30 protein-coding genes are annotated in these 25,773 nt (G+C 42.8%); 8 read left to right on the forward strand and 22 right to left on the reverse strand.

Translation table 11 applies throughout. The features are described from left to right. Nucleotides 1-31 precede the first annotated feature (31 nt). Nucleotides 32-727, forward strand: a complete 696-nt coding sequence (locus tag PHEP_RS21020) for a hypothetical protein (protein ID WP_015810013.1) — start codon at nucleotides 32-34, stop codon at nucleotides 725-727. A gap of 1 nt (nucleotide 728) precedes the next feature. Here the strand turns inward: PHEP_RS21020 and PHEP_RS21025 are convergent, their stop codons facing one another. The 3 genes from PHEP_RS21025 to trmB are packed head-to-tail and all read right to left on the reverse strand — an operon-like array spanning nucleotide 729 to nucleotide 2,276. Beyond that, nucleotides 729-1,289, reverse strand: coding sequence for a DNA-3-methyladenine glycosylase I (locus PHEP_RS21025; protein ID WP_015810014.1), 561 nt, complete (start codon nucleotides 1,287-1,289; stop codon nucleotides 729-731). Nucleotides 1,290-1,299: 10 nt separating this feature from the next. Beyond that, a complete protein-coding gene (locus PHEP_RS21030) occupies nucleotides 1,300-1,626 on the reverse strand; it encodes an MGMT family protein (protein WP_015810015.1) in 327 nt (108 codons plus the stop codon). Beyond that, on the reverse strand, nucleotides 1,626-2,276 hold the full coding sequence (gene trmB, locus PHEP_RS21035) for a tRNA (guanosine(46)-N7)-methyltransferase TrmB (RefSeq protein WP_015810016.1): 651 nt from the start codon (nucleotides 2,274-2,276) through the stop codon (nucleotides 1,626-1,628). The genes PHEP_RS21030 and trmB overlap by 1 nt, the downstream gene beginning before the upstream one ends. Before the next feature lie 120 nt (nucleotides 2,277-2,396). Here trmB and fcl point away from each other — a divergent pair, with 120 nt between their 5' ends. Further along, nucleotides 2,397-3,326 (forward strand): GDP-L-fucose synthase, encoded by a 930-nt coding sequence (gene fcl, locus PHEP_RS21040; protein ID WP_015810017.1) that lies wholly within the window; start codon nucleotides 2,397-2,399, stop codon nucleotides 3,324-3,326. A 38-nt stretch (nucleotides 3,327-3,364) separates the two neighbouring features. Beyond that, nucleotides 3,365-4,297, forward strand: coding sequence for a hydrogen peroxide-inducible genes activator (locus tag PHEP_RS21045; RefSeq protein ID WP_015810018.1), 933 nt, complete (start codon nucleotides 3,365-3,367; stop codon nucleotides 4,295-4,297). 72 nt (nucleotides 4,298-4,369) lie between these two features. Here PHEP_RS21045 and PHEP_RS21050 read toward each other — a convergent pair whose 3' ends face one another. The 3 genes from PHEP_RS21050 to PHEP_RS21060 form a co-directional block, all read right to left on the reverse strand. Then, nucleotides 4,370-4,975, reverse strand: a complete 606-nt coding sequence (locus PHEP_RS21050) for a superoxide dismutase (RefSeq protein WP_015810019.1) — start codon at nucleotides 4,973-4,975, stop codon at nucleotides 4,370-4,372. Nucleotides 4,976-5,092: 117 nt separating this feature from the next. Then, nucleotides 5,093-5,566, reverse strand: a complete 474-nt coding sequence (locus tag PHEP_RS21055) for a nucleoside deaminase (RefSeq protein ID WP_015810020.1) — start codon at nucleotides 5,564-5,566, stop codon at nucleotides 5,093-5,095. Beyond that, nucleotides 5,566-5,901 carry a tRNA-binding protein gene (locus PHEP_RS21060; RefSeq protein ID WP_015810021.1) on the reverse strand — a complete coding sequence of 112 codons (336 nt, stop codon included), beginning with the start codon at nucleotides 5,899-5,901 and terminating at the stop codon, nucleotides 5,566-5,568. Before PHEP_RS21060 ends, PHEP_RS21055 begins: the two co-directional genes overlap by 1 nt. A gap of 100 nt (nucleotides 5,902-6,001) precedes the next feature. Between PHEP_RS21060 and PHEP_RS21065 the strand changes: the two genes are divergently transcribed. After that, the gene (locus PHEP_RS21065; RefSeq protein WP_015810022.1) at nucleotides 6,002-6,637 is read left to right on the forward strand and encodes a LysE family translocator; all 636 of its coding nucleotides are present in this window, start codon (nucleotides 6,002-6,004) and stop codon (nucleotides 6,635-6,637) included. A 136-nt stretch (nucleotides 6,638-6,773) separates the two neighbouring features. Then, nucleotides 6,774-7,958, forward strand: coding sequence for a class I SAM-dependent rRNA methyltransferase (locus PHEP_RS21070; RefSeq protein ID WP_015810023.1), 1,185 nt, complete (start codon nucleotides 6,774-6,776; stop codon nucleotides 7,956-7,958). Between the two features lie 2 nt (nucleotides 7,959-7,960). Here PHEP_RS21070 and PHEP_RS21075 read toward each other — a convergent pair whose 3' ends face one another. The 7 genes from PHEP_RS21075 to PHEP_RS21105 all read right to left on the reverse strand — a co-directional run bounded on the left by PHEP_RS21075 (nucleotide 7,961) and on the right by PHEP_RS21105 (nucleotide 14,094). After that, entirely contained in the window at nucleotides 7,961-8,209 is a 249-nt protein-coding gene (locus PHEP_RS21075) for a DUF6814 family protein (RefSeq protein ID WP_015810024.1), read from the reverse strand. Nucleotides 8,210-8,220: 11 nt separating this feature from the next. Further along, a complete protein-coding gene (locus PHEP_RS21080) occupies nucleotides 8,221-9,765 on the reverse strand; it encodes an MFS transporter (RefSeq protein WP_015810025.1) in 1,545 nt (514 codons plus the stop codon). Nucleotides 9,766-9,896: 131 nt separating this feature from the next. Then, nucleotides 9,897-10,952 (reverse strand): nucleoid-associated protein, encoded by a 1,056-nt coding sequence (locus PHEP_RS21085; RefSeq protein WP_015810026.1) that lies wholly within the window; start codon nucleotides 10,950-10,952, stop codon nucleotides 9,897-9,899. Between the two features lie 3 nt (nucleotides 10,953-10,955). After that, nucleotides 10,956-11,750, reverse strand: a complete 795-nt coding sequence (locus PHEP_RS21090) for a TerC family protein (RefSeq protein ID WP_015810027.1) — start codon at nucleotides 11,748-11,750, stop codon at nucleotides 10,956-10,958. 85 nt (nucleotides 11,751-11,835) lie between these two features. Next, a complete protein-coding gene (locus tag PHEP_RS21095; RefSeq protein WP_143715788.1) occupies nucleotides 11,836-12,996 on the reverse strand; it encodes a hypothetical protein in 1,161 nt (386 codons plus the stop codon). Between the two features lie 26 nt (nucleotides 12,997-13,022). Beyond that, complete coding sequence (locus PHEP_RS21100) at nucleotides 13,023-13,550, reverse strand: hypothetical protein (protein ID WP_015810029.1); 528 nt, start codon at nucleotides 13,548-13,550, stop codon at nucleotides 13,023-13,025. A gap of 1 nt (nucleotide 13,551) precedes the next feature. Beyond that, nucleotides 13,552-14,094 carry an RNA polymerase sigma factor gene (locus tag PHEP_RS21105; RefSeq protein ID WP_015810030.1) on the reverse strand — a complete coding sequence of 181 codons (543 nt, stop codon included), beginning with the start codon at nucleotides 14,092-14,094 and terminating at the stop codon, nucleotides 13,552-13,554. 147 nt (nucleotides 14,095-14,241) lie between these two features. Between PHEP_RS21105 and aspS the strand changes: the two genes are divergently transcribed. After that, nucleotides 14,242-15,987, forward strand: coding sequence for an aspartate--tRNA ligase (gene aspS / locus PHEP_RS21110; RefSeq protein WP_015810031.1), 1,746 nt, complete (start codon nucleotides 14,242-14,244; stop codon nucleotides 15,985-15,987). Nucleotides 15,988-16,039: 52 nt separating this feature from the next. Here aspS and PHEP_RS21115 read toward each other — a convergent pair whose 3' ends face one another. The 7 genes from PHEP_RS21115 to PHEP_RS21145 all read right to left on the reverse strand — a co-directional run bounded on the left by PHEP_RS21115 (nucleotide 16,040) and on the right by PHEP_RS21145 (nucleotide 21,034). After that, nucleotides 16,040-16,492 carry a hypothetical protein gene (locus tag PHEP_RS21115; RefSeq protein WP_238326521.1) on the reverse strand — a complete coding sequence of 151 codons (453 nt, stop codon included), beginning with the start codon at nucleotides 16,490-16,492 and terminating at the stop codon, nucleotides 16,040-16,042. Then, nucleotides 16,467-16,853, reverse strand: a complete 387-nt coding sequence (locus PHEP_RS21120; RefSeq protein WP_015810033.1) for a phage holin family protein — start codon at nucleotides 16,851-16,853, stop codon at nucleotides 16,467-16,469. Before PHEP_RS21120 ends, PHEP_RS21115 begins: the two co-directional genes overlap by 26 nt. 22 nt (nucleotides 16,854-16,875) lie before the next feature. Further along, complete coding sequence (locus PHEP_RS21125) at nucleotides 16,876-17,145, reverse strand: YtxH domain-containing protein (RefSeq protein ID WP_015810034.1); 270 nt, start codon at nucleotides 17,143-17,145, stop codon at nucleotides 16,876-16,878. A gap of 52 nt (nucleotides 17,146-17,197) precedes the next feature. Next, entirely contained in the window at nucleotides 17,198-18,250 is a 1,053-nt protein-coding gene (locus tag PHEP_RS21130) for an AI-2E family transporter (protein WP_015810035.1), read from the reverse strand. A 13-nt stretch (nucleotides 18,251-18,263) separates the two neighbouring features. Further along, nucleotides 18,264-19,667, reverse strand: a complete 1,404-nt coding sequence (locus PHEP_RS21135; protein ID WP_015810036.1) for a sigma-54-dependent transcriptional regulator — start codon at nucleotides 19,665-19,667, stop codon at nucleotides 18,264-18,266. 161 nt (nucleotides 19,668-19,828) lie between these two features. Beyond that, nucleotides 19,829-20,611 (reverse strand): enoyl-CoA hydratase/isomerase family protein, encoded by a 783-nt coding sequence (locus PHEP_RS21140; protein WP_015810037.1) that lies wholly within the window; start codon nucleotides 20,609-20,611, stop codon nucleotides 19,829-19,831. Nucleotides 20,612-20,614: 3 nt separating this feature from the next. Next, nucleotides 20,615-21,034 (reverse strand): cobalamin B12-binding domain-containing protein, encoded by a 420-nt coding sequence (locus tag PHEP_RS21145; protein ID WP_015810038.1) that lies wholly within the window; start codon nucleotides 21,032-21,034, stop codon nucleotides 20,615-20,617. Between the two features lie 81 nt (nucleotides 21,035-21,115). Between PHEP_RS21145 and PHEP_RS21150 the strand changes: the two genes are divergently transcribed. Continuing rightward, the gene (locus PHEP_RS21150) at nucleotides 21,116-22,777 is read left to right on the forward strand and encodes a glutamine--tRNA ligase/YqeY domain fusion protein (protein WP_036675009.1); all 1,662 of its coding nucleotides are present in this window, start codon (nucleotides 21,116-21,118) and stop codon (nucleotides 22,775-22,777) included. Between the two features lie 29 nt (nucleotides 22,778-22,806). On the opposite strand, the gene PHEP_RS21155 is transcribed toward PHEP_RS21150, so the two are convergent. Then, nucleotides 22,807-23,637, reverse strand: a complete 831-nt coding sequence (locus PHEP_RS21155) for an N-acetylmuramoyl-L-alanine amidase (RefSeq protein ID WP_015810040.1) — start codon at nucleotides 23,635-23,637, stop codon at nucleotides 22,807-22,809. A gap of 88 nt (nucleotides 23,638-23,725) precedes the next feature. On the opposite strand from PHEP_RS21155, the gene PHEP_RS21160 reads away from it, so the two are divergent. Then, complete coding sequence (locus PHEP_RS21160; protein WP_036675341.1) at nucleotides 23,726-25,405, forward strand: dipeptidyl-peptidase 3 family protein; 1,680 nt, start codon at nucleotides 23,726-23,728, stop codon at nucleotides 25,403-25,405. Nucleotide 25,406: 1 nt separating this feature from the next. Here the strand turns inward: PHEP_RS21160 and PHEP_RS21165 are convergent, their stop codons facing one another. Beyond that, a complete protein-coding gene (locus tag PHEP_RS21165; protein ID WP_015810042.1) occupies nucleotides 25,407-25,769 on the reverse strand; it encodes a response regulator in 363 nt (120 codons plus the stop codon). Nucleotides 25,770-25,773 lie beyond the last annotated feature (4 nt).

A 25,773-nucleotide genomic window follows, 5' to 3' on the forward strand; every position in this document is an offset into this window, starting at 1 on the left:
ATAACCTAATAATTTCCGTTATTTGATCGCTATGAGATCAATAAAGGTATATGTGATGCTGTTGCTGCTTTTAACCACATCTATCGTGTTAAAAGCACAGGATGCGATAGTAATTTCCGAGGGAAATTTTGTTCGCGGCACCATTCAGGGCACAGATTTTTCGACTGTTGTGCTCAAAAATGAAGATGAGTCCCTCTCCCAGTTTAAGGCAAAGGACATCCGGGAATTTCTATGGAATGGTGAAACCTATGTAAGCAAGCCCATCGTGATCAAAAAAAAGATGGAACACCGCTTCTTTAAGCTGATAGAAAACGGTGCCGTAAACCTTTACAGCATTGGGGGCAGCACCGGCGGTGTTGAAGAAGTACAACCCAAAAGGGCACGCATAAGGCCAAGCGTAGGTATTGGTGGTGGTACAGGTGGTTTTGGCGGACTGGGTGGCGGTGTAGGAATTACCATTGGCGGGGGCAGGAACCGGCAGGAAGAACCGCAATCCAGGGTAACAGGGCCTACGGCCTACTTTATAGAAAAATTTGGCACCGGCCCAATGCTGGAAATTCCCGAAGGGGGAAATTCTGACAGCAAAAATCAACAGATTAAAAATATACTGCTGCTAAAGCTAACCAATGATGAAGACCTGGCCGAACGCATAAAAGCAACCGAAAGCTTCGATGCAAAACTGATCAGATCATTTGTAGCGGCTTATAACTCCATGCACAAACAATAAGTTAGCGGCAAATACAGTCTGCAACATGATCGTTCACCATTCCAGTAGCCTGCATGTGTGCATAACAAATGGTCGTACCAAAAAACTTAAAGCCTCTTTTTTTCATGTCCTTGCTAATGGCATCTGATATTTCTGTCCGTGCAGGAACATCTTTTAAGCTGCGGATGGGGTTCTGGATGGGCTTTTTATCCGGAAGGAAGCCCCACATATAATCAGCAAAAGAGCCAAACTCTTTTTGTATGGCTATAAAAAGTTTAGCATTGTTAATGGCAGCCTTTACTTTTAACCTGTTTCTGATGATCCCCGTATCGTTCATCAACCGCTCTTCATCTTTTTCATTAAATGCCGCTACCTTTTCAACATCAAACCCGGCAAAAGCTTTTCTGTAGCCTTCGCGCCGCTTCAATATTGTAATCCAGCTCAAGCCAGCCTGCGCCCCTTCTAAAATCAGGAACTCAAAAAGCGTTTGATCATCGTAAACAGGTTTACCCCATTCCTCATCATGATATTTTACATACAAAGGATCGGTACCACACCATCCGCATCTAACTACATCTGCCATAATATATTTGTTATAACTCTTGCAAGGGGTCCCAAAAGTACTTTTTAAAGTGCTGGATTTTATCGTCTTTTACAACAATGCCTTCCTTCTCGAGCAGTTCCTGCATTAAGTCGGGTGTTTTAAAATGAAACTTCCCCGTAAGCAGGCCACTGCTGTTTACTACCCTGTGTGCCGGAACCGGCGGATCGGCAAGGCCGGCATTGCTCATGGCATAACCTACCATGCGGGCCGAGCCCCCGGCCCCTAAGCTTTTGGCAATGGCCCCATAAGAGGTTACCCTTCCTTTAGGGATCAGTCTCACCAATTCAAACACCTGGTCGTAAAACGATTGTTCCATTACTCAAAAGAGAATTGTATATAATTGATATTTTTATCATGCTTTAAATAAATCCGCTCGTAATGCGTTTTAATAGAAAGCACATCATCGTACAGCTCCGATTTATACAGCTGGTCTGTCTTTTTATGACATTTCAATCCCAGTTCTTCAACTTTCTCTACCGTATAAAGATACAGCCCGTCGTTGTCGGTTTTTAAATTAATTTTGCCCCCCGGTTTTAAGAACATTCTGTACCTGTCCAAAAATCCAGGAAAAGTAAGGCGTTTTTTTTCACGGCTGTCCTGTGGCTGGGGGTCAGGAAAGGTGATCCAGATCTCATCCACTTCATTTTCCCCAAAAAAATCTACAATATCCTCTATCTGTATCCTTAAAAAGGCAAGATTGGTAATCCCTTCATCTACCCCGGTACGGGCCCCTCTCCATATCCTGTTGCCTTTAAGGTCTACTCCAATAAAGTTCTTTTTAGGAAACATTTTTGCTAAACTAACGGCATATTCGCCTTTACCACAAGCCAGTTCAAGTACAACAGGATGGTCATTTTTAAAATGCTGTGCTGCCCATTTGCCCTTCAATTCTTTACCTTCATCCAGCTGGTATACATTTGGAAAAGTATCTATTTCAGCAAATTTTCTTAATTTATCTTTACCCACTATTTTTGTATTGTAATTTTAAAACAGCCTTTTTTTATTTCATACAAACTTAAATAAAACTTAGGTAAATATGTATTTTCAATTGCTTACCGTACTTTTGCAACAAATATTAAGGCATACGTGGAAAAAAACGCAAAAATATATGTTGCAGGACACCGGGGAATGGTTGGATCTGCTATTTACCGCAAATTACAAAAAGAGGGCTACCAAAACCTGATCGTCAGAACATCTGCAGAACTTGACCTGCGGGACCAGCTGGCCGTTACCGGTTTTTTCCAAAAAGAACAGCCCGAATATGTATTTCTGGCCGCAGCAAAAGTGGGCGGTATTGTTGCCAACAACACCTACAGGGCCGATTTTTTATATGAAAACCTTTGTATCCAGAACAATGTGATCCATCAGGCTTATAAAAATGAGGTTAAAAAACTCATGTTCCTGGGTTCCAGCTGTATTTATCCAAAACTTGCCCCACAACCCTTAAAGGAAGAATACCTGCTGACCGGCCTGCTCGAAGAAACCAATGAGCCCTATGCCATTGCAAAAATTGCAGGCATTAAAATGGCCGATGCCTACCGTGCCCAATATCACTGCGATTTCATTTCTGTGATGCCCACCAACCTTTACGGGTATAACGACAATTATCACCCCCAAAATTCCCATGTTTTGCCTGCCCTGATCCGCAAGTTCCACGAAGCCAAAATTAATGGCAGCGAAGAAGTCAACATCTGGGGTTCTGGTACACCAATGCGGGAATTCCTTTTTGCCGACGACCTGGCGGATGCCTGCTACTTCCTGATGCAAAACTTTAACGAACCTGGGTTTATCAATATTGGAACAGGCAAAGACCTGACCATTAAAGACCTTGCCCTGCTGATTAAAAACGTTATCGGCTTTGAAGGAAAACTGACCTTCGACAGCAGTAAACCAGATGGTACCCCACGCAAATTAATGGATGTATCCAAACTGCACAGCCTAGGCTGGAAACATAAAACAGAACTGGAAGAAGGGATAAAATTGGCTTACGCAGATTTTTTAGCCAAACATAGCTAAAACCGATATCTTTGCTAAAGAAAATAAACTTTAGCTATATGACATTGGTACAACTGGAATACATTGTAGCTGTAGATACTTACAGAAGTTTTGTGGGCGCCGCAGAAAAATGCTTTGTTACCCAACCTACTTTGAGCATGCAGGTGCAAAAACTGGAAGAAATGCTCAATGTAAAAATCTTTGACCGCAGCAAACAGCCCGTTATACCTACTGAAATTGGTACCCAGATTATTGAGCAGGCGCGCCTGGTTTTACAGGAAAGCCTGAAAATTAAAGAGATCATCAGCAACCAGCAGCAGGAGGTAAGTGGCGAGCTTAAGGTAGGCATCATCCCTACTGTAGCCCCTTATTTATTGCCTAAAGTGATTGCCGCAATGATGGAGAAATTTCCGGATCTGAAGTTATTGATCTGGGAGTATACCACTGAAGATATTATCCACCACCTTAAAACAGGGGTGCTCGACTGCGGGATCCTGGCAACCCCTTTGGTTGATGCGGTTATAGAAGAAGTGCCTCTTTATTACGAAAATTTTGTCACTTACATCAGTAAAAACAGTAAACTTTATAAAAAGAGGACCATCGACGCCAACGACCTGGAAGATGAGAATATCTGGCTGTTAAATGAAGGCCATTGCATGCGCTCACAGGTATTAAATATCTGTCGGTCAACCAAACACAACCGGCTTCAGGGCCTTACCTATAATACAGGAAGCGTAGAAACACTGATCCGTATGGTAGACAGGAACAATGGCGCGACATTGTTACCCGAACTGGCGCTGGAAGAGCTGAGCAGCAGACAGCTGAGCAAGGTAAGGCATTTCAAATCACCCGAACCGGTAAGGGAAATCAGCCTGGTCACGCATAAAAACTTCATTAAGAAACGGATGTTAAATGCCTTGAAAGAAGAAATCCTTGCCGTAGTCCCGAAAGCCATGAGGCAGAAAAAGAAAAGGGATGTTGTAGGGATATAAAGAGGCCCCGGCGTTCTCACACCAGGGCCTCTTTATATATCATTGATCCTGTTCTTACACAGGAGAAATAAACTACGCTTTTTTGAAACGTTCTGCTACAGCATCCCAGTTTACTACACTCCAGAAAGCAGCAATATAATCAGGACGTCTGTTTTGATATTTCAGGTAATAAGCATGCTCCCATACATCCATACCTAAAATCGGGGTTCCCTTTACTTCAGCGATATCCATTAAAGGATTGTCCTGATTAGGTGTAGAGGAAACCACTAATTTCTTGTCAGCACCCACGCTTAACCAGGCCCAGCCCGAACCAAAGCGGGTTGCTCCTGCTTCCGCAAATTTAGTTTTGAAATCCGCAAACGAACCAAATGCAGCATTGATCGCATCAGCCAGTTCACCTGTTGGCTCTCCACCTTTATTTGGGCCTATCACTTCCCAGAACAAGGAGTGGTTAAAATGACCGCCACCGTTGTTTCTTACTGCTGCAGGGAACTTAGAGATATTTTTAACAATTTCTTCGATGCTTTGGCTTGCCTCTGGCTTGCCTTCTAAAGCTTTATTTAGGTTGGTAACGTAAGCCTGATGGTGTTTACCATGGTGGATTTCCATAGTTTGTTTGTCGATATGCGGTTCTAGTGCATCTGTTGCGTAAGGTAACGCAGGTAATTCAAAAGCCATATTAGTATGATTTAAGTTTAAAAAATTTATTATTTCGGGCCCATTTGTTTATGCCAACGGGCTTCACCAGCAAATATAACAATCGGGGGTTAAGTTTTGTTCAATACTTTGTCAAGTTTAGCCCCTTTTATCTGCAAAGAATTTTGTCATCAATGCCCCGCACTCCTGTGCCAAAACCCCGCTCTTCAAAACCGTTTTTGGGTGCAGCAATTGATTGCTTTTTGTGGTAAAACCTCTTTTGGGTTCAGGGGCGCCATACACCAGCTTGCCGATCTGTGTCCAGTAACTTGCCCCGGCACACATTACACAAGGCTCAATGGTTACGTACAGGGTGCAATCTTTTAAATATTTGCCCCCTAAGGTCTGTGATGCCGCTGTAAAAGCCTGCATTTCTGCATGTGCCGTCACATCGTTCAGCTGCTCAGTTAAATTATGCCCCCGGCCTACTATTTTGCCTTTACAAACCACAATGGCCCCAATCGGGATTTCCTTTAAATCATAAGCTTTTTGTGCTTCCTGCAAGGCCAGGCGCATAAAATGTTCATCCTCTGCCGCAGAGTTCTCTTCTGCTGAAAAATTATAATAACTCATTATATCATTTTACTCCCATCCGGCACTTTGCCGTTTAAGGTGGTCAACACTATATTCCCGTTTTCATCAGCAAAACCCGTTACCAGGAATTCTGACATGAACTTGCCGATCTGTTTTTTAGGGAAATTGACTACACCAACGATCTGTTGGCCGATCAGCTCTTCCTTAGTATACAGTGCTGTAATCTGCGCACTGCTCATTTTAATGCCAAACTCACCAAAATCTACTTTCACTTTATAGGCCGGCTTTCTGGCTTCAGGATAATCGATGACTTCCAGGATTGTCCCTGCACGCAGTTCCACTTTTTCAAAATCGTTCCAGGTTATTTCTTCCATGCGATAAAATTACAACTTATCAGCAATACTGTCTACCATATCTCTGCTGTTCTCTATATATTTGTAAAGTCAGGGCCATAACCCCCTGATTCCTATACAAATGATACCACTCCAGGAAATTTCCTATTTTGCCCTGGCCGCCCTGCTCCTGGTGATCAGCCCCGGTCCTAACATGATCTATTTAATCTCCCGTTCCATTACCCAGGGACAGCGATCCGGGTTAATTTCACTGGCCGGCATCATTTCCGGTTTCCTTTTTCACATCATCATGGTCTCTGCCGGACTCACAGCAGTACTTTTTGCCGTTCCTTTTGTATACTCCACCATTAAAACCCTGGGGGTGTTGTACCTCCTGTACCTGGCCTACCAGGCCATTAAGCCCAACGGAAAAAGTCTTTTCGAAGTCAGACAAGACCTGCCAAACGACAAACCGGCTAAATTGTTCAAAATAGGGGTCCTTACTACCATCCTGAACCCTAAAGTTGCCGTATTCTATTTGTCATTCTTCCCCTATTTTATCAAACCGGAATATGGCTCGGTCTTCATACAAAGCCTTCAACTGGGCATTACCCAGGTAAGCATCAGCTTTACAGTTAACTTTATCATCGTTTTAACTGCATCAAAAGTTGCCCTGTTTTTTTCAAAAAGTCCCGGCTGGGTAAAAATCCAGAAATGGTTTATGGCAAGTATCCTGGCATCCCTTGCGATAAAAATGGCCTTAAGCAAGGAAAAATAAAACAGTTATACCGCTTCAAAGACGCTATGCCTTTCCAAAAAAATTGGATCTCCGAAAAGGCATAGCGTCTTTCGCCTTTTCGGCGAATTATGCAGCCTTAGAGGAGATACCAATTTTTTACCTTTATATTTGCGAAATGATCGATGTAATCCTAAAAAAAGGCAAAGAAAAAGCCGCTATGCTCCGTCACCCCTGGATCTTTTCTGGTGCAATTGATAAAATAAAGGGAAATCCTGAAAATGGAGAAGTGGTAACCCTAAGGTCAGCAGCAAAAGAATTTCTGGCCTATGCCTATTACAACGATCAATCCCGGGTAGCCCTTCGTTTGCTCGAATGGGATGAAAATACCACGATAAACAAGTCCTGGTACCGGGAAAAACTCAAAGCCGCCATCGCCTCAAGGGACCATGTATTAAACGAAAATACCAATACCTGCAGACTGGTATTCAGTGAAGCAGATTTTTTACCTGGCCTGATCGTAGATAAATATGCCGGCTTTCTTTCCCTGCAAATATTAAGTGCAGGCATGGAAAGCATAAAAGCAACACTTATCGAGCTCCTCAGGGAATTGCTAAACCCAACAGGGATATTCGATAAAAGTGATGCCGGCGCACGTAAACATGAAAACCTCGAAGCTACACAAGGTCTTTTATGGGGAGAAACCCCTCCTGAATTTATTGAAGTAAAAGAAAACGGCATTCTTTACCACATCAACATTGCCGATGGCCAGAAGTCAGGCTTCTATTGCGACCAGCGCGACAACCGGAAAATCCTGGCTGATTACACCAGGGGCAAATCCGTTCTGGATTGTTTCTGCTACAGCGGAGGATTTACCTTAAACAGCCTGAAATCCGGTGCCGCATCCGTTACCAGCGTAGACAGTTCTGCACTGGCCATTGAAACCCTGCAGCACAATCTGGAACTGAACGGTTTTAAAGGATCCAATCAGCATAGCATACAATCTGATGTCAACAAGCAACTGCGCATTTTTAAAGACGAAGGAAAAACCTTTGATGTATTGGTGTTAGACCCGCCAAAATACGCGCCTTCAAGATCCGCACTGGACCGGGCAGCAAGGGCTTACAAAGACCTGAACAGGCTTGGCATGCTCCTGCTTAAAAAAGGGGGCATCCTGGCTACATTTTCCTGCTCCGGAGCAGTAGACATGGAAACCTTTAAACAGATCATTGCATGGGCCGCATTGGATGCAGGCCGCGAAGTACAGATCATCAGACAGTTCTGTCAGCCTGAAGACCACCCGGTAAGTCTTTCTTTCCCTGAAGGAGAATATCTAAAAGGATTATTGCTAAGGATACTTTAAATTTATAAACTATCGTCGTCGGGTAGCTTGTCGTATTCACCTTTAAGTGCGTACCAGCCAAAAATAACCAGCCCCGCGCTGATGGGAATAAAGATAAACAAGATAATCCCCCACTGCAATGCAGTATTTGTTTTGTGTACACCTTCTTCAGCCAGGCCAACCTTTTCGAAAGCCTGCATAAACATAAATATAATGGATACCGGGCCAAGTATGATCCAAAGTAATCCTAATGCTTTTTTTAATCCGTTCATGATTGAAATTCTTAAATGTTTTCAGATTCAGCCTCTTTGTGGTCCGGCTTCTTATTAGATAAATAAACTGTGCCTATAATTAAACTCAATGCCGCTATGCCGATCGGGTACCATAACCCCGATAAGGGGGTAGAACCCGAAAAGCTGGCAATAAGTGTAGCAATAAAAGGTACCAGTCCGCCAAAAACCCCATTGCCCACATGATAAGGTAAGGACATGGAAGTATACCTGATCTTGGTAGGGAACAATTCTACCAGGAATGCCGCTATTGGCCCGTAAACCATGGTTACCAGCAAAATCTGGAAAAAGATCAGGAATACAAATTTCCAGAAAACAGGTGTGGAAAGCTTTTTATCCTTATAGGCATCCGGTAACTCCACTATAGGCTTGCCCGCATCTGCAAATTTGGTGTGCGACTGTATCTTTTGGAAAGACGCGCCGTTCAGTAAGGTTACCGTTGAACTCGTGCTGATCAGACTGTCGGCAGTTCCGGTAATCACAGTACGTGTAACCACAGGGTCAGATACGGAGGCAATATCCTTTTGTTCTATTTTGGTAACATCGGTATCATCTAAAAAGATCTGGTAAATGGGCCTGTAAAATATAACGCCCAACAACATCCCGGCCAGCATGATCCATTTTCGGCCAACCTTATCGCTCCAGGAGCCAAAGATCACAAAGAAAGGGGTAGCAAAGGCTATGCCCCACAAAAGAATATACCTGGAATCGTTAAAATCAACATGGCAGGTATTTTCAATAAAGGACTGCGCATAAAACTGCCCCGTGTACCAGATCACCCCCTGCCCCATCGTAGCGCCAAAAAGTGCGAGCAAAACCATTTTAAAATTGGCCTTATTGTTAAAACTCTCTTTTAAAGGGTTTTTCGAGACTTTACCTTCCGATTTCAGCTTGCTGAACATCGGCGATTCGTGCATTTTCATCCTGATATAGATGGAAACACCAACCAGCAGGATAGACAGCAAAAATGGGATTCTCCAGCCCCAGTCGGCAAAGCTTTCAGCGCCCACCAGGTTTTTGGTCAATACTATAATACCGAGAGAAAGAAATAAACCCCCGGTTGCTGTAGTCTGTATCCAGCTGGTAAAAAAACCTCTTTTATTAGCCGGTGCATGTTCTGCAACATAAGTGGCCGCACCACCATATTCACCGCCAAGGGCCAGGCCCTGGATTAGCCTCAAAATCAGCACCAGGATCGGCGCTGCATAACCTATACTTGAATAGGATGGTATTAAACCGATCAGAAAAGTAGAACCACCCATCAACACCAATGTGAGTAAAAAAGTATACTTCCGGCCTATCAAATCGCCTAACCGGCCAAACACCAGTGCACCAAAAGGCCGAACAATAAAGCCTGCGGCAAATATGGCCAGTGTGTTAATCAATGCAGAAGCACCGGCATCTGCGGGAAATAACTGTGATCCGATAATAGTGGCCAGACTTCCAAAAATATAGAAATCATACCATTCGATCAGCGTCCCCAGTGATGAGGCGCCTATAACTTTAAAAATACTGCTCTGTTGTGGTTCCTGGCTCATATTTGGTTTAAAAGGTTTGCTTAAAGAACTAAATCTACAATTTATTCTCAATTATAAGCAAGATTTTAAAACTATAAAAGCAAAAAAATTAACATCGTTACCGTACCCATGTTAATTATAGAGAGAAAAACCTATTGCTCTTCCCTAAAAAACACCTTATAATAATTCATAGATTTATCGTCATCAAAGCCTTTTTCGATCAGCTCTTTATCGCCATGAATATAGATGTGAAAGTTCTTGTCCAGCTTTAATACGCTTTTATAAACCCTGGCCTGTTTTTTTACCGCAGCCCCGGAAATGTCAAAGCTATCCGGAATAGGCTGGTCAAATTCTTCTTCAAAGCTTTTCTTATAGTTTTTAAAAGAGGCTATCCCTTCTGCATTGCCAATCACTTCATTCGAGAACTCTTCCAGGTCAAAGCTCTCCTTTTCCTTAAAGTACTTCATGGATTTGTTCAGCAGATCTATTTTATCTGCCTTCGAGATTTCAAATTCCTCATCCAGCTTTTCAGTGACAAAGTTTTTATATACCCCCAGCACACTGCTGGTCTGGTTAAAATTATCATTCCTGATCTTCAGCTTCAAAAACTCATCCTTCCAGTATACCGCTTCTGCACTTCTGTTGGTCTGGTCAATCACTGCTACCCGAAAACCTTCTGCTTTATCTGTATTGAAAATCAGGCAGCCTTTATCCAGCTTATTGATGTTAATGGCTTCCTGCTCATAACTTAAGCCAAAGCCATCCTGCTCCGGAAAAACTTTTAAATAACTCTCCTTGGTCTCTGATTTAAAGATCCCGATAGCATCATGCAGCTCTCCTTCTATCTGCACATTTTCAAAATAGGCCACATACAGTTCACCGGGTTTAATCTTCGGATGACCCGAAACATCATACAGGTATTTAGCCAGTTGTTTGCTGTTCTCATGAAAGGTTTCTCCCTTTTCAAAAATGGCTGCGGCAAAATGATACGCTTCATTAAGGTTCAGGTCACCATTTGGATGAATAAAACGATATACTTCGTTCACCTTTTCGTAAGGGCCTAAAAAATATTGCTGCAATAGGTTACTCAGCATGGGGTCTTTAATCATTAAAGATTTTTCAGACAATACGTAAAACTCCTCTTCAGACTTGTTCCCGATTCGGTGTATAGATAATTCGGCCAGTGAGGCCTCAAAAAAAGAAATCATTAATTATTTTTCCTTGGGTTGTTTTTCATTAGGTGTATTGCGCAGCTCGACGGGCTTCTGCGCATTTTTTTTCATTTTAAGGTTCAGCATCTCTACCAGGATAGAGAAGGCCATGGCAAAATAAATATAGCCTTTTGGTATGTGCTGGTCCAGACCTTCTGCCAGCAGCGAAACCCCGATCAGCAACAGGAAGGAAAGGGCAAGCATTTTTACTGTAGGGTGGTTATTTACAAAATTACTGATGGCACTTGCCGACACCATCATCACAATTACCGCAATAACGACTGCGGCAATCATAATTTCAACATGCTCTGCCATGCCTACCGCTGTAATTACAGAGTCCAGGGAGAATACGATATCCAGCAGCAGGATTTGAACAATAACTCCACTAAAAGAATATACTTTCCCCTTAATCTCCTTCTCTTCCTCACTTTCCAGTTTATCATGGATCTCATGGGTACTTTTATAGATCAGGAACAAGCCCCCGATAATCAGGATCAGGTCGCGGCCCGATATGGCCAGCTTTTCCAGCCATTCCGTACTGCTGATATTGAACCATGAACCAATGTTAAACAATGGAGTAGTAAGGGTCATTACCCAGGTTAAGGACAGCAACAGCAAGACCCTGGTGATCATCGCGAGTGCCAGGCCAAGCTGCCTCCCTTTTTTCTGCTGATGCGCCGGTAGCTTACCAGACAAAATGGAAATAAAGATGATGTTGTCTATGCCTAAAACGATCTCCAACACGGTCAGCGTTAATAAAGAGATCCAGGCTTCCGGGCTACTTAAAAATTCCATAGGTAAAAATTAGGTATGCGAAGATATAAAAAAAGCTTGCTGATTTTATCAACAAGCTTTGTTCCATTTATGTTTTTAAGCAAACCTAGTTTAAATTCAACGAACCATAATCGGCCTTGAGCATAATTTGGGCTCCGCCACCGTTTCCTATGGTACCTGCATAATTTTTAATGTTCCCTTTTTCGGCTACCAGTTTCGAGCTTACTCCTGCACCTGCTTTGAATGGCGAATAGCTGGTCCTTAATTCAAAGTTCCCCTGGTAATTGTCGCTGAACTTTAAGGAAGTATGTGAATAACTGCTCAACAGGTTTAAATTTTTACACCCTGAGCCTATTTGCTCGACAGTCAGTTTGCCATAGGCAACACCAAAATTACCCGGGCCATTTAAATTCCCAATGGCAACTGTTGTGTACTGGCTCTTTAGGTTTAATGTGTTTACAGACCCGATCGAGAGTTTGTTGTATTGCTGTTTGATATTCGCATCCCCGATAACCGTTCCCAGTTTTACATTGGCATATTGTACATTCAGGTCCAGGTTACTTACCCTGCCAATGTCCAGTCCCGGTCCGTATTGCTGTTTAACCACAGCATCCCATTTAATGGTGCCAATGGTTACGCCCGCATACTGTGCCTCCAGATTCAAGCTGCCAATGGTACCAATGTTAAGCCCCGCCCCGTATTGCTGTTTAATCGTAGCTGCATTTATTTCCTGAATTTTAGTAAAGCCATATTGAATTTCCAGGATATTGCTGGCGTTTTTCAGATTTCCCACCGTTAAACTCCCATATTGAACCTTAGCGATCAATGCGCCGGAAAAACTGCCTATATTTACATTTCCATATTGATTACTTAAGGTTAAAGCGTTGGTCGCAGGCATATATACGACGTAATTTACCCTGATTTCCCTTCTGGATATCGTTTTTCCGTTCCTGAAACTGGCACCTGATTTACCACCCTCTGTTGCAAAATTGGTTTTAAATGAAACCTGGTCGCCGCTTTTATCTGCAGTTATAACTGTTCCATCTACCAAACGCTGCGCATCAGCCTCGTCCTTGCTGTAAGCTTTAATGTCAATGTCTACCCGTATTTCTTTTTTATCCCAGGTTTTGATCAGCATCTCCCCGTACCTGTTGTTCAGGTTTACCTTATCATTCCCATCTAATGGAAAACTTTTTGAAAAGGTTTTCGAACGAACAGGATCATTCGGATCTTTGGTGCCCGCAATGGCAAAATTTATTGCCATCATCAGCCCAATAGCTAAAATATAAGATTTCATAACTGGTTCTCCTCTTTGTACTGGTTCACATCATTAATAATTGACAGTTGCTGGTTGATCACCTGGAGCTGCAGCTCCAGGTTTTTTACCATAGCCCTTACTACTACCCTTTGGTTCGGACTTTGAGGCAATTCCCTTTTAAGGGCCTCATAATCGTTCCCCAACTCATTCAGGTCTGCATTAAAACGGGCATACAACTTGGGGTTCTTGCTGGCATATATCTGTAAACTGTCTTTTTTCTCTTCAATCAGGCTGGCAAACCGCAGTTCCTTCCTTGCATATACCCGACTGATATCGGCCAGCTCCGGCTGATGAGCTGCCTTACGATGATTAAACATTAAAACTCCCAGCACCAGCAGCAAGGACGCTGCAACACCTACCCAAACCGGCCATTTAACCGTTTTTTTTTCCTTTTCTCTATCCAAAGCAGCATCTATCCTGCTCCATACCTCATCAGATGGCATTTTTACGTCAAACTCCTTTCGATGTGCCTTAATGAATTCTTCCATTCCCTTATCTTTCATCTTATGCTCCTCTCTTTGCTAATAAGTCATTTAATTTCATCTTTGCCCGCATATACTGGGTGCGTGAAGTCCCTTCGGTAATTTTTAAAATATAAGCGATCTCTTCATGGTCATAGCCCTCAAACAGATACAGCGTCAACACCACCCGATACCTGTCAGGAAGCATTGCTACCGCTGTCCTGATTTCCTCTACCTTCCATTGCAGGTCTTCGGCCGGTTCATTTTCTTCCGCTACATCCACCTCCTCTATATTTACGAACTCCACCTTACGCTTCCGCAGCTGGTTGATCGATTTATTGATCACGATCTGCTTCAGCCACAAGCCAAAAGTAGCCTCTCCTTTAAAATTGTCTATCCTTGTAAACGCATCTAAAAAAGAATCCTGTAAAACATCTTCTGCCTCTTCTTCAAAATTTACGATCCGTAGGGCCACATTATACATAGCTTTAGCATACAATTTGTAAATTTCAAATTGTGCCTTACGGTCGCCCCGCCTGCAGCCGTTGATCAGTGCCGCATTTTTATCGATGTATACCGGTTCCAATGTTCTTCTTTCAAATAAATAGACACTTCATTTTTTAAAACGTTGCAGCTTTAACAAAAATATTTTCAATATACCAAGCTAAATTCATCGAAGGCTTAAATATCCCGTTCAAAATCAATATTTTTGCCGCTTAATACTTTAATAATAATGTTAAGAACAACTACTTGCGGAGCTTTAACCATTAAGAACTTAGGAGAAAATGTAATCCTATGCGGTTGGGTACAAAAATCAAGAGATTTAGGGGGAATGACTTTTATAGACATTCGCGACAGATATGGTATTACCCAGTTGGTTTTCAATATGGATGACAACCGCGAACTGTGTGAGGCAGCCCGCAACCTTGGCCGTGAATTTGTAATCAAAGCAAGCGGCCTGGTAGTAGAGCGTTCCAATAAGAACCTGAAAATGCCAACCGGCGAGGTGGAAATAAAGATCACTGCCCTGGAAGTGTTAAACGCAGCTAAACTGCCCCCCTTTTTAATAGATGACGAAACGGACGGTGGTGACGACCTGCGCATGAAGTACCGTTACCTGGATTTACGCCGTAACCCGGTACGCAACAACATGATCATCCGTCATAAAATTGCTCAGGCGGTGAGACGTTATCTTGACGGACTCGACTTTATAGAAGTGGAAACGCCTGTCCTCATCAAATCAACGCCCGAAGGGGCAAGGGATTTTGTTGTGCCAAGCCGCATGAATGCAGGTGAGTTCTATGCTTTACCTCAGTCTCCGCAAACTTTTAAACAATTGTTAATGGTTTCGGGTTTCGACAGGTATTTCCAGATTGTGAAATGCTTTAGAGATGAGGACCTGCGTGCCGACAGGCAGCCCGAGTTTACACAGATCGACTGCGAAATGTCTTTCATCGAACAGGAAGATATATTGAATACATTTGAAGGCCTGATCCGAACTTTGTTTAAAGAAATTAAAGGAATAGACCTGCCCGAAGTACCAAGGATGCAATATGCAGATGCCATGCGCCTGTATGGATCTGACAAGCCTGATACCCGTTTTGACATGCAGTTTGTAGAATTAAACCACCTGGTTAAAGGCAAAGATTTTCCGGTATTTGACCATGCAGAGCTGGTGATCGGGATCAATGCCAAAGGTTGCGCAAGCTATACCCGCAAACAGGTGGATGAGCTCACAGACTTCATTAAAAGACCACAGGTCGGGGCAACTGGTTTAATCTACCTCAGACACAACGAAGATGGCTCCCTGAAATCATCTGTAGATAAATTCTATAACGAAGAAGATTTAAAGGGCTGGTCGGCCGCCCTGAATACCCAACCTGGGGATTTGGTACTGGTCATGGCCGGAACTACAGATAAAGTGCGCAAACAACTGAGTGAACTACGCCTGGAAATGGGTAACCGCTTAGGCTTACGCGATAAAAATGTTTTCAGTGCATTGTGGGTGCTCGACTTTCCTTTACTGGAATGGGATGAAGAAACGGAACGTTATCATGCCATGCACCACCCTTTTACCTCTCCTAAACCGGAAGATATTGTGCTGCTGGACACTAAACCTGCTGAGGTTAGGGCCAATGCTTATGATATGGTTATTAATGGCACCGAAGTAGGTGGGGGTTCGATCAGGATCCACGACAGGGCCCTGCAGGCTTTAATGTTCAAACACCTGGGCTTCTCAACAGAAGAGGCACAAAAGCAGTTTGGGTTTTTAATGGATGCCTTTGAATTTGGGGCACCTCCGCATGGTGGCATCGCTTTTGGATTTGACCGGTTATGCTCCATCTTTGCCGGACTGGACAGTATCCGCGATGTGATTGCTTTCCCTAAAAACAATTCAGGAAGAGATGTAATGATCGACAGCCCGTCAACAATTGACGAAAAACAACTGAACGAATTAAAAATAAAGTCTACTGTTTAATTTGCAGGCTTAAAATAAAAGGCCCTCATTTTAAAATGAGGGCCTTTTTTATTCAATAGGTTTCGCTATCGGGCGGAATCCCATAATCCACATATTGCTGTGATTTTTCTTTTTTATTTTTTGAACCGCTAAACCATGATTTTACAGAATTAAAGATGGCCGACAGGTGTTCGGCATCAAGGGTCTTACCCACCTTATTTGAAGCCAGCCCAACAAGGGTCTTCGTTAAAAAACCCGAGCCTTTAAATAAAGTACTGTTCATTACAAAAGGTAACACCAGCGACATTAAACTGCTGCTGATGTTCAGTTTATCATCAATTTTAAGAAAAGAAGAAGGTGTGGCGTACTTTTTAATCAGTCCGCCCAAAGTAAACTGCTTTAAATACGCTCTGCTGTCTTTTAGGAGCAGTTCGCTTTTGCGCTGGTGTTCAGCCTTTAAACTGCACACCATCGCATGAAGCTCCTCTAAATTGTTGATGTTATATCTTCTGTTCATCTTCTTCATCCTTATCTGCCAGTTTGTTAAAGTAGTTTCTGATCGTAAAATTAATAATGGCCTTCTCTATGTACTTCTCCTTGGTATAATACACAATAAGTGCCAGCAGTATATAAATAACAGCCACACAGCCAAAGCCCCTGGCATAACTGCCCAGCACATCCGATAAAAATAAGGCAAGCGTAAACGTACCGAACAGGAAGGCCAGAATAAAACAGATGACCACAGCTGCATTGGTCACAATGTCAGCAAATATCTTCGATACCTTTTCTACCAGATACAACCTGGTATACTCTACCCGGGTATCAATATAGCTTTTAGCATCTTCGTATAGCTCTTCAATATTCTTTTCTTTATTTTCCTGCATCATTCAATCGGTTTAGCAAATAGTTTTAAGCGTGTTCCAAATCGTCGTCAATAAATTCTTCTTCAGATTGACGGAGTTTACTTTTAACAGAGCTAACAACTTTGTCTTTTAAATTACTCAGGTTATTGATCTCATCTGCAGCCTTATCTTTTATAGAATCGCCCAGATCCTTTAACGACTGGCTCAATCTATCTCTTGTTTCACTACCCTTTTCCGGAGCAAACAATAAACCCAATGCGGCACCGGCAGCCAAACCTACCAACAATCCAACCAATACTTTTGAATTATCATTCATAACATTTAAATTTTTATGGTTAACGATATATTAATTCTCCGGAACACCTTTATTATAACTCATCGTGCTCAGAAATTGTTTTAATTCTTTCCAATCTTTCAGAAGCCATAGCGCTTGTTTCGTATATTTTAATCAATAATATGAAATACGATAACAATAGCGGACCGAATACCAGTCCTAATATTCCGAATAAAGGCACACCAATAACTACGCCAATTACCGTAATGATGGGATGAATGTTGCCAACTTTTTTTGCAATCATAAACCTCAGCACATTGTCAATGTTTATAATTACCACAAAACCAAATATGAGCATGGCCCAGCCTGCAAAATTATTGCCATTTGCTATTTGTATTAAAGCGGCAGGGACAAAAATTACAGGTGGTCCCAATAACGGGACAAAAGAGATAAAAGTAGTGATTACACCCCAGAATACAGGATCGGTATACCCGAGCACAAAAAAGCACAAGCTCAGCAACGAGCCCTGCACCATGGCAATAAACCCTTGCCCCAAAACATTTGCATAAGTTGTATTGCGCATTTCTTCAGCAAAACGTTGGGCATTCTGTGCCCTGAACGGCGCGTATTTGATCAATGCATTTTCAAAGCGCTCCCGGTCAACCAGCATAAAGTATAGCAAAAAGTACATGAGCAACAGGCCCAGCACGATGTTAAACGCTCCCGATATCAGTGAAGGAAACAGTTCAGTAGCCCAGGTACCTGCCTTTTTTAAACCCTCTTCAATCAGCCGCTGAACGTCATCGCCCACCGGGATCAGATGTTTCAACTTGAAAAGAAGGTTCTTAAAATAGATGGGGTCATTTTGCAGCTCAGCAATCTTATTGATCACCATCGCACTTAAGGTATAGAACGGGAGGATGATCACCACAACAGAAACAACAAGCAGCAAAAGGGCAGAAAAATTTTTATTGTAGCCCTTAACATCAACCATATAGATAAATGCAGGCCTTAAAATGGTAAACAAAACCAATGTACTCAGGATTGAACCAAAAATTCCCTGCAGGGAGTACGCAATCAAACAGCCCAATGCTATAATAATAACAAGGTTGATATTATTGCGCTGTTTATACGTAAATATCGACATAATTAATGACCAGCTATTTTTCCAGGTTTATGGCCCTCATTTTATTGTATAGTGTTTTACGGTCTATATTCAGGATTTTTGCAGCCTTGGTCTTATTAAAATTCACTTCCCTCAAAACCTTTAAAATGGCATCGTACTCCGCTTCTAAAGCTGCGTTTTTTAAATCCCTTGGCCGTTCATTGCGCGACATGGTATTTTCTATGGCATTTGCCCTGGCATAAGTAGAAATTTCAAGTGGAAGGGCCTTTAGCTGAATTTCCTGATTTTCAGTAAGCAAGGTAGCCCTTCTGATCACATTTTTCAGTTCCCTTACATTACCTGGCCAGTTATAGGTCAGAAAACAATCTTCAACTTCCTGCGAAAAACCCTGTACACTCCTGCCCAGTTCCTGATTGGCCACTTCCAGAAAGGTATTGGCAAAAATCAGGATATCCCTTCCACGCTGGCTCAGCGGAGGAAGGTCGATAGAGAATTCATTAAAGCGATGGTACAGATCCTCCCTGAACTTCCCTTTTTGAATGGCATTGGCAAGGTTCTCGTTGGTCGCCACAATGATGCGAACATCCAGGTCAATTTCTTTAGTACTGCCAATACGTTTTATTTTGCGTTCCTGTACAGTCCTCAGTAAAGCTGCCTGTATGTCGTAAGAAAGGTTTCCAACCTCATCCAGAAACAGCGTACCGCCATTCGCCATTTCAAAATGGCCGATCTTGGTATATAAGGCTCCTGTAAAAGAACCTTTTTCATGTCCGAAAAACTCGCTTCCGGCAAGCTCCTTGGTCAGGGATCCGCAATCCATCGCCACAAATGGATTGTCTTTTCTCGGACTGTTCAAATGGATGGCCTTTGCCACAGATTCCTTACCTGTACCACTTTCTCCAGTCAAAATTACACTGTAAGAAGTTGGTGCCACCAATTGGATCTGTTTTAGCAAATGCCTCGAAGCATTGCTCTGGCCAGCAACAAAGTTATCCGTCTGGTTGTACAGCTGTTGTTTCTGGGCACGCTGTTTAGGCGCTTCAGAAACCTCTGGCAAGGCTGCATCATTCAGCGCCATCTGCGTTTCAATAGATTTATTGATCGTATTCAGGATCTCGTCCGGATAAAGGGGCTTGGTAATGTAATCGTAAGCGCCCAGCTTGATCAGTTCTACCGCAAGCTTAATATCAGAGTAGCCTGTGATGATGATCACTCCTGTTCTTGGATATTTCTCTTTTATTTTGATCAGCATTTCCTTGCCATCTGTATCTTCCAGACGATAATCGCATAAAACCAGATCATAATACTCTTTAGCCAGATATTCCATCGCCGAAACACCACTTGTAGCCGTCGACACACTAAAAGAATTTCGCGTTAAAAATTTAGATAATAGTATCCCAATATTTATTTCATCATCAACAATTAATATTTTTCTCATAGATATTTATTGAATAATACTGAGATAAATATAAGAGAGTTTTTTTGTTATGGGAAATATTCTCTACACTTTTTGCAAAGCGATTCCCCTCAAAAGCAAAAAGATGCGTTCAAAAAAATGTCAGGAGGACAAAAAAACGGGGCTAAACAGCTGTTAAACGCCTATTTCCCGATAAACAGGGGTTTTCTCTTTTCTAAAAAAGCACCTGTCCCTTCCTTGAAATCCTGGGTGTTAAAACACTTTCCAAATTCTTCAATCTCCGTTTCAAAGCCGTTTACATCAAAAGTATGTGCGGCGTTGACAGCTTTTATTGCAGCAGCTATGGCCAGGGGAGCACGCAATTTAATTTTAGCAAAAATAGATGCTGCTTTGGCAATCAGTTCTGCCTGTGGAACTACATAATTTACCAGGCCAATTCTTTCTGCCTGTTCTGCAGAGATCATATCGGCAGTGGCAATCATTTCCAGGGCCCGCCCTTTCCCTACCAATTGGGTTAACCGCTGCGTTCCCCCATAACCCGGAATCAGGCCCAAAGAGGTCTCTGGTAAGCCCAATCTGGCATTTTCCGAAGCCACACGGATGTGACAGGCCATGGCCAGCTCCAGCCCCCCGCCCAGGGCAAAACCATTAATAGCAGCAACAACCGGCTTAGGGCATTTTTCTATCGCATCAAAAACATGCTCCTGCCCATTTCTGGCCAGCGCTTCTCCCTGCGCAGCATTGTAATCAGAAAACTCCGAAATATCAGCTCCGGCTACAAATGCCTTTTCTCCGGCACCTGTCAGCAAAACCCCTCTTATTTCATCATTTCCGGCTGCATATTCAATCACATGGGCCAGTTCGGCCAATGTTTCTTTATTTAAGGCATTTAACTTTTGCTCCCTGTTAATGGTGACATACAATACCTGTTCTTTTAATACGGATAAAATGTGCTGATAAGTCATGGTCTAAAAATTTCTGTTTTCGGTTACCCAGTTCCTGATATAGTTAACGATACTTTCCATAGTTGTTCCTGGGGCAAACAACTCCCCTACGCCAATCTCTTTAAGCTTTTTCATATCTCCCTCCGGAATAATTCCACCACCGGTAAGCAATACGTCTGTTACCTTTTTCTGCTTCATGAGCTCAACGATCTTTGGAAATACCGTCATGTGGGCGCCCGATAAAATCGAAATTCCTATGGCGTCAACATCTTCCTGTAATGCAGTGTTTACCACCATCTCTGGCGTTTGGCGCAAGCCGGTATAGATCACCTCCATGCCTGCATCCCTTAAGGAAGTTGCAATAACTTTTGCCCCCCTGTCATGACCGTCCAATCCAACCTTGGCCACTAAAACCCGGATAGGCCTGTTTAATGCATTGCTCATAATTTATGCTAATAAGTAGGTTGTAAATGTAAGTAAATTAGCGGTTTTATGTTAACTTTGACCACTAAAATTACAGTTTATATGAGTGAGGAAAGATCATTGAACTTTATTGAAGAGATCATTGAGAACGATTTAAATACCGGAAAATACGAAAAACTGATTACCCGTTTTCCACCGGAGCCTAATGGGTATTTACACATTGGCCACGCCAAAGCAATCTGCTTAAACTTTGGTTTAACCAAAAAATATGGCGGCTATACCAACCTTCGGTTCGACGATACGAACCCTGTTACCGAGAAAACAGAATATGTAAACAGTCAGCAGGCCGACATCCAGTGGCTGGGCTTCGAATGGAAAAACATTCATTATACTTCTGATTATTTTGATACCCTTTATGAATACGCAGTTAAACTGATCCATAAAGGCCTTGCTTATGTAGATGACAGTACAGCAGACGAAATTGCCCTGCTAAAAGGCACGCCCACAGAACCCGGCAAAGATAGTCCCTATCGCAGCCGCAGCATTGAAGAAAACCTGGAGCTGTTTACCCGCATGAAGAATGGCGAATTTCAGGATGGCGCCTGCACCTTAAGGGCTAAAATTGATATGGCCAGTCCGAATATGATCATGCGCGACCCGATCATTTACCGCATTAAACATGCTGCACATCACCGTACGGGAGACAAGTGGTGCATTTACCCGATGTACGATTTTGCACACGGACAAAGCGACAGCATCGAGCACATCACCCATTCTCTATGCTCCCTTGAGTACGTTTCGCACCGGGAACTGTACGATTGGTGCATAGAAAAACTGGAAATCTATCCTTCCAAACAATATGAATTTGCCCGCTTAAACCTTTCTTATACCGTAATGAGCAAGCGTAAACTGCTGCAGCTGGTTAATGAAGGCGTGGTGAGCGGCTGGGATGACCCCCGCATGCCAACCATAAGTGGCTTAAAGCGCAGGGGTTATACCCCGGAAAGTATCCGTGAATTTTGCGAACGCATTGGTGTAGCCAAAAGGGAAAACCTGATTGAACTTGGCCTGCTGGAGTTTTGTATCAGGGAACACCTGAATAAAACGGCCACACGTGTTATGGCTGTTATGGATCCGATCAAACTGGTCATTACCAATTATCCGGAAGGTAAAAATGAAATCCTGATCGGCGAAAATAATCCTGAAGCTGAAGATAAAGGTGGCAACAGGGAAATCCCTTTCAGCAATGAACTTTGGATTGAACGGGAAGACTTCATGGAAGAACCCGCTAAAAAATGGTTCAGGCTAGCCCCAGGGGCAATGGTAAGACTGAAACACGCTTATATTGTAAAATGCGAAGATTTTGTAAAAGACGAAACCGGCAAGGTAACCGAAATACACTGTACCTATTTCCCTGAATCTAAAAGCGGGGAAGATACCAGTGGCATCAATGTAAAGGGAACCATCCACTGGGTAAGCACCAAACATGCAAAAAGCGCAGAGATCAGGATGTACGACCGCCTGTTCAGTGTGGAATCTCCTGACACTGAAGAAGGCGATTTTAAAGACTACCTGAACCCGAACAGCATTGAGGTAATCAAACGGGCCTATATAGAGCCCTACCTGAGCACCGCCAGTCAGGATGCCCGCTATCAGTTTATCAGAAAAGGTTATTACTGCCTCGATAAGGATTCTACAACAGCACACCTGGTGTTCAACCGTACGGTATCCTTAAAAGATGCCTGGGCAAAAGGAAACAAATAAAAAAAGCGCCTTAAAGGCGCTTTTTTTATTTACATGTATTTTTTATATACGTTAAACAGGATCAGCTTATCTGCCGGCGTAAGCACCTGGCTAATGTCTGTCTGCACAAAGTGGATCTTAAACGCTTCAATTGCAGCATTCAGGTTTTTTACATTATAACCTATAATCCTCAATGCAGCTACCGCATCAAAATCGTCAGGCGGCATCACCAGCACATCATCATACCAAAAGCCAAAACCTTCTGCCGCCATTCTTTTCCATGGAAAATTCCTCGGGTCGTTTTTACGTCCCGGCGCAATATCCGCATGGCCTATAAAATTTGCCGTAGGGATGCCGTATCTCTTTTTTAATGCCCGAAGTACCGTGATCAAACTTTTTATCTGTACTTCCGAATAAGGTTCTTTTCCATTATTGTCTATCTCTATCCCAATAGACGAAGAATTGAGGTCCATTTCATTTCCCCACCTGGACACACCCGCATGGTTTGCCCTCAAGTAATCGTTTACCATCTGAAATACTTTTCCATCACGGCCAATTACATAATGAGAGCTTACCTGTGTCCGTGTAATGGTAAAGGTCTTTAAAGTTTGGGCCGAAGAATCCTGTGCGGTATGGTGCAGCACTACAAAATTTGGTTTACGGATGCCAAAATTAACGGAGCCTACCCAGGACAAAGGATTGGCCGGTAACGAATCTATGCCCTGGTTTAACGGCGGTGCCGCTTTTATGGTCTCGGCAAAGCCCGCAGCCTGTTTTTTGTACACCTTATTGGTAGCAGCATACTTGTTTGTTGAGCATGCCGTAAGTAAAAACAGCGGGATAAAGTAAAGGTAGTGACGTTTAAAATGCAGTTGTATCATAATGGAAGTATATAGGATGTGAAATTACTATTTTTTACTAATTTCGTTGCCATCTATTAATGTATTAACAGCACAAGGAAATCAGCCCATGAAGATAAGTAAAATAACAATGATCATTGCCGCATGTACCATGCTTACCGGCATTGCCGCTTGTACCAATTCGCAGAAAAAAAGCAATAACGAAACTAAAAACAACAGTTCAGGCAACGATAGCCTTCAGCGCTATGTAAATGAGCGCCTGGGCATTTATGAAACGGTTAAACTGACCACCAACCTGAACGATTTAACGGTTAATGAACGCAAAATACTGCCCCTGCTCATCCAGGCAGCTAAAATTATGGACGAATTGTTCTGGAAACAGGCATACCCTCAGCGCGACAGTTTGTTAAGCACCATTAAAGACGAGAAAACAAAGGCCTTTGTTGAAATAAATTATGGCCCCTGGGACAGGCTGAACGGCGACAAACCTTTTATAGCTGGCATAGGCCCCAAGCCGGCCGCAGCTAATTTTTATCCTGCAGGGATGACCAAAGAAGAACTGGAAAAATCTGATGTAAAAGACAAATTCGGACTATATTCAGTTATTCAAAGAGACACAGCCGGAAAACTGACCGCCGTTCCCTATCACATCCTTTATGCGGCTGAACTGCAAAAAGCATCCAACCTGCTTAAACAGGCCGCACTGCTTGCCGAAGATGCGGGCTTTAAAAAATACCTGAACCTTCGTGCCGATGCATTGGTTACTGATGTTTACGGCCCAAGTGATTATGCCTGGCTGGACATGAAAACCAATACGCTTGACATCATTATTGGCCCTATAGAGAACTATGAGGACAAGCTTTTCAATGCAAGGGCCGCTTATGAATCGTATGTGCTGGTTAAAGATAAGGTATGGAGCAAACGGCTTGCGAAATACGTTAGCATGCTGCCGGATCTGCAAAAAGGCCTTCCGGTTGAAGCTAAGTATAAAACTGAAAAGCCAGGTACAGATTCTGAACTGAATGCTTATGATGTACTTTATTATGCCGGAGATTGTAATGCAGGATCCAAAACCATAGCAGTTAACCTGCCCAACGATGAAGTCATACAGCAAAAGAAAGGAACCAGGCGTTCGCAGCTAAAAAATGCGATGAAAGCCAAATTTGACAAGATCCTCGTTCCAATTGCAAAAGAGCTTATTGACAAAGAACAACAACAGTATGTCAATTTTGATGCTTTTTTTGCCAATGTGATGTTCCATGAGGTGGCACACGGACTGGGTATCAAGAAAACGGTTACCGGAAAAGGCTTTGTGAAAGAAGCACTTCAGGAACAATATTCATGGCTGGAAGAAGGAAAAGCAGATGTACTGGGTCTGTATATGGTTACCGGATTACTTAAAAAAGCTGAACTGCAGGGCGACATTAAAGCATTTTATACCACCTACATGGCAGGAATTTTACGTTCTGTAAGGTTTGGGGCTGCCAGCGCACATGGCAAGGCCAATATGCAGTGTTTCAACTTCTTTAAGGAAAACGGAGCCTTTATCAGGAACAGTGATGGCACCTATAAAGTCGATTTCAGCAAATTTGAAGGTGCAATGAACAAGCTGAGCCGGATGATCATTATGCTGCAGGGTAATGGAGATAAGGCCGCCGTAGAAAGCACCCAGAAAAAGATGGCTGTAATTTCACCTGAACTACAGGGAGATCTGGATAAATTAACCAAAAGAGGAATTCCTGTTGATATTATTTTTGAACAGGGGGTCGACGTTTTAGGCGTTAAATAACCTACATGGCTAAATGCTTGCTGATGATATCTTCCAGCTCTTCTATATCGAAGGGCTTGGACAGGTAACCGTCGGCACCAGCCTGATCTGCGAGCGACTTGACATCATTGTTGGCCGAAAAATAGATCACAGGGATGTTTTTTAACAAGTCATGCGATTTTAATTCCCGTGTCGCATCAATGCCTCCCACATCAGGAAGCCAGTTGTCCATAAAAATGATATCAGGTGTATAGGCCATAACCTGGTCTATGATATGATTAGAGGTAGAGGAAGTTTTAATGTCATACCCGGCATCCTGTAAAATAATGGTACACAGCTCTAAAATGTCTGTATTGTCGTCAAACACGAATACTTTTTTATTCATTGCT

The sequence above is a fragment of the Pedobacter heparinus DSM 2366 genome, from assembly GCF_000023825.1.
Taxonomy (GTDB): domain Bacteria; phylum Bacteroidota; class Bacteroidia; order Sphingobacteriales; family Sphingobacteriaceae; genus Pedobacter; species Pedobacter heparinus.

Coding starts and splice junctions, on each gene's coding strand:
- PHEP_RS21020 (WP_015810013.1), top strand. CDS start 32: ATGAGATCAATAAAGGTATATGTGATGCTGTTGCTGCTTTTAACCACA.
- PHEP_RS21025 (WP_015810014.1), bottom strand. CDS start 1,289: ATGGCAGATGTAGTTAGATGCGGATGGTGTGGTACCGATCCTTTGTAT.
- PHEP_RS21030 (WP_015810015.1), bottom strand. CDS start 1,626: ATGGAACAATCGTTTTACGACCAGGTGTTTGAATTGGTGAGACTGATC.
- PHEP_RS21045 (WP_015810018.1), top strand. CDS start 3,365: ATGACATTGGTACAACTGGAATACATTGTAGCTGTAGATACTTACAGA.
- PHEP_RS21050 (WP_015810019.1), bottom strand. CDS start 4,975: ATGGCTTTTGAATTACCTGCGTTACCTTACGCAACAGATGCACTAGAA.
- PHEP_RS21055 (WP_015810020.1), bottom strand. CDS start 5,566: ATGAGTTATTATAATTTTTCAGCAGAAGAGAACTCTGCGGCAGAGGAT.
- PHEP_RS21060 (WP_015810021.1), bottom strand. CDS start 5,901: ATGGAAGAAATAACCTGGAACGATTTTGAAAAAGTGGAACTGCGTGCA.
- PHEP_RS21065 (WP_015810022.1), top strand. CDS start 6,002: ATGATACCACTCCAGGAAATTTCCTATTTTGCCCTGGCCGCCCTGCTC.
- PHEP_RS21070 (WP_015810023.1), top strand. CDS start 6,774: ATGATCGATGTAATCCTAAAAAAAGGCAAAGAAAAAGCCGCTATGCTC.
- PHEP_RS21075 (WP_015810024.1), bottom strand. CDS start 8,209: ATGAACGGATTAAAAAAAGCATTAGGATTACTTTGGATCATACTTGGC.
- PHEP_RS21080 (WP_015810025.1), bottom strand. CDS start 9,765: ATGAGCCAGGAACCACAACAGAGCAGTATTTTTAAAGTTATAGGCGCC.
- PHEP_RS21085 (WP_015810026.1), bottom strand. CDS start 10,952: ATGATTTCTTTTTTTGAGGCCTCACTGGCCGAATTATCTATACACCGA.
- PHEP_RS21090 (WP_015810027.1), bottom strand. CDS start 11,750: ATGGAATTTTTAAGTAGCCCGGAAGCCTGGATCTCTTTATTAACGCTG.
- PHEP_RS21095 (WP_143715788.1), bottom strand. CDS start 12,996: ATGATGGCAATAAATTTTGCCATTGCGGGCACCAAAGATCCGAATGAT.
- PHEP_RS21100 (WP_015810029.1), bottom strand. CDS start 13,550: ATGAAAGATAAGGGAATGGAAGAATTCATTAAGGCACATCGAAAGGAG.
- aspS (WP_015810031.1), top strand. CDS start 14,242: ATGTTAAGAACAACTACTTGCGGAGCTTTAACCATTAAGAACTTAGGA.
- PHEP_RS21115 (WP_238326521.1), bottom strand. CDS start 16,492: ATGAAGAAGATGAACAGAAGATATAACATCAACAATTTAGAGGAGCTT.
- PHEP_RS21120 (WP_015810033.1), bottom strand. CDS start 16,853: ATGATGCAGGAAAATAAAGAAAAGAATATTGAAGAGCTATACGAAGAT.
- PHEP_RS21125 (WP_015810034.1), bottom strand. CDS start 17,145: ATGAATGATAATTCAAAAGTATTGGTTGGATTGTTGGTAGGTTTGGCT.
- PHEP_RS21130 (WP_015810035.1), bottom strand. CDS start 18,250: ATGTCGATATTTACGTATAAACAGCGCAATAATATCAACCTTGTTATT.
- PHEP_RS21135 (WP_015810036.1), bottom strand. CDS start 19,667: ATGAGAAAAATATTAATTGTTGATGATGAAATAAATATTGGGATACTA.
- PHEP_RS21140 (WP_015810037.1), bottom strand. CDS start 20,611: ATGACTTATCAGCACATTTTATCCGTATTAAAAGAACAGGTATTGTAT.
- PHEP_RS21145 (WP_015810038.1), bottom strand. CDS start 21,034: ATGAGCAATGCATTAAACAGGCCTATCCGGGTTTTAGTGGCCAAGGTT.
- PHEP_RS21150 (WP_036675009.1), top strand. CDS start 21,116: ATGAGTGAGGAAAGATCATTGAACTTTATTGAAGAGATCATTGAGAAC.
- PHEP_RS21155 (WP_015810040.1), bottom strand. CDS start 23,637: ATGATACAACTGCATTTTAAACGTCACTACCTTTACTTTATCCCGCTG.
- PHEP_RS21160 (WP_036675341.1), top strand. CDS start 23,726: ATGAAGATAAGTAAAATAACAATGATCATTGCCGCATGTACCATGCTT.
- PHEP_RS21165 (WP_015810042.1), bottom strand. CDS start 25,769: ATGAATAAAAAAGTATTCGTGTTTGACGACAATACAGACATTTTAGAG.